The organism is Oleiphilus sp. HI0079 (genome assembly GCF_001635105.1).
Genome location: NZ_LWFT01000735.1, coordinates 1 through 2,297 on the forward strand (window position 1 = coordinate 1; position 2,297 = coordinate 2,297).

Here is a 2,297-nt window from a genome sequence, read left to right on the forward strand (position 1 = left end):
TTCTATTTCTTTTTGTCCTGATCTATTGATTTTCAATTGCAAATAACCCTAGACTAGATAAGGTTTAAGCTTAATGCGAGCTTAATAATTATAATAAACGTTTGCGTGCGCTTTTCTATGGAACAGAAAAAGCTTTTGTATGTTGAAGATGAAACAGGCTTGCGTAATAGATTCTCCGAGCTCTTTTTAGCGAACGGGTATAATGTTGTTGCCGCTGACTGTGAAGATCAAGCGAAGCATCTGATTTACTGCTACGCGGATTTTGACTGTGCCGTTTTCGATGTCGAGCTTGGCGAAAATCCTCTTGCGGGCGTCGAGCTATGTCGGGAATTTCGTGAGAAATTCCCATTAACACCAGTCTTAATCCTTTCGGCGCATACAGATACTGGTCTTCAGGAAATGAGTTACAAGCTCGGCGCAGATGCTTATGTCGATAAGCGAGAGCCACTTTCTCTATTGGCTGTGCGTTTAGATGCGCTTGTTGAGCGACACCGCAAAATGAGGGGGTTGAGTGCCGAACATATAGACCTTAAATATTCTCATATTGGCTTGGAGTTTGACGAGCTTGGTGAGCGCGTATTCTGGAATGGCAATGAGCTATCGCTTAGCCCGGTTAGAACGGCAATCTTGAAGCAACTATTTCTTGCCAAAGGAAAGGCCGTTTCAGTATTTGATCTTCAGGATGAGCTAAAGATCGTAGTTGAATCGAACACGATCGTTCAGCATATAAAAATCATAAGATCTGAATTTCAGCGTGTTGATCCTTCTTTCAACTGCATTCGCACGGTTCGCGGCAAAGGCTATCGCTGGGTCGCTCCGGTTGGTTGAATGCACTATTCCTCCCTGTAAAGAAACAATTCACTTAGTGATTGCCGAACTCGTTTAGCTCAAGGCAAGAAATTGCGTGATTTTTCTCGTGAGTGTCTGTGATTGAACGGTTCCACGCAATTACATGCATTAGATTTGATATGAGGCCATCATTGTTTAAAGCCCTGAAATTGTTGGAGGGGCGTGCCCAAATAAACGTGTTGATGTGTCGATTAGCCTCTTAATCGCAATAGCGCGCGGCTAGTAAGAGCGGCTTGCCGGTTAGGTGCGCTTTCATCATAAATCATCATAAAACATTTGTTTACAATCCAGTTACATGGGGTAACAATTGTTAGGTGTAAAAGTTTCGTATCAGTTGCGAACTTCAAAAAGATAATAAATACAAAATAAAGGGATTAATATTATGGCCGGACCAATAGCAAATAACGACGTATACCAAGCAACTGCGGGGGAGCAGAGTCAGTTAGGCTACGTGCTTAAGATGTTTGGTATGTCATTCGATATAACTGGATTACTTAAAAATGATTCTGACGCTGATGGCGATACGCTGGAAATATTGTCCGCTGGTGGTCAGTCATTAGTCGACGGCGAGGTAACCGTTTCCGGGTCAGCCGGAGGTGCTTTTCGTATTCTTGCTGATGGATCATTCCACTTCGATTCAACTACAGGCTTTGAAGATCTTGCAGCAGGTGAAACACGCGATACGACCATCACTTACACCATTTCTGATGGTTCAAACACTTCTACTGCTTCGGTGACTGTCACCGTCACAGGTATCGACGGCGATTCTATTTTTGCTAGTGACGACATTTACAGTACAGATGAAAATACCTCGATCTTTGGCATAAACGTTACTGCAAATGACGAGCTGTTTGACGATGCGGCAAGCGTAGTTGCCGTGAATGGAGATGTTTTAAATGTTGGTCAGCCGGTGCCTGGCATCAATGGCGGTTTGTTTACCCTTCAAAGTGATGGGTCTTTGGCGTTCGATCCAAATAGCGATTTTGAATATCTTAACGATGGTGAAAGTGCAACGACATCAATTGTATATACCTATCAAGCGGCGAATGGTGACTCGTCCTCCGCAACGATAGAAGTCCTTGTTACTGGAGTTAATGATGCGCCTGAAACAGATGGGGACTCTGCTATCAACCCTAGCTATATCGGAGAGACCTATTCTATTAGCGCGGATAGAGTTGAGAATATGGGCTACACACAAATTGTAGACCCTGAAGGAATCGAAACCCCTATCGGGTTCGGCTTGCTTGCAAATGATTTTGATGCTGAAGGGCGTACCGAAACTGAGTTGGAGATAGTTGCTGTTAATGGGCAAGCTCTTGTTAACGGTGAGATTTCAGTCATAGGCGACAATGGAGGTGTGTTCACGATCAAGAGTGATGGCACTCTTGATGTCGATGCGTCTGCTGGGTTTGAGCTTCTCAGAGGCGGAGAGGTTGTTGACTCTTCGG

2 protein-coding genes are annotated in these 2,297 nt (G+C 44.2%); both read left to right on the forward strand.

Going from position 1 to position 2,297, the window contains the following annotated elements:
* Window positions 1-117: 117 nt before the first annotated feature.
* Window positions 118-828 (forward strand): response regulator transcription factor, encoded by a 711-nt coding sequence (locus tag A3750_RS13350; RefSeq protein WP_068452926.1) that lies wholly within the window; start codon window positions 118-120, stop codon window positions 826-828.
* Window positions 829-1,231: 403 nt separating this feature from the next.
* Window positions 1,232-2,297: Ig-like domain-containing protein (locus A3750_RS13355; RefSeq protein ID WP_197475032.1), on the forward strand; the 1,066-nt coding region annotated here is incomplete at its 3' end.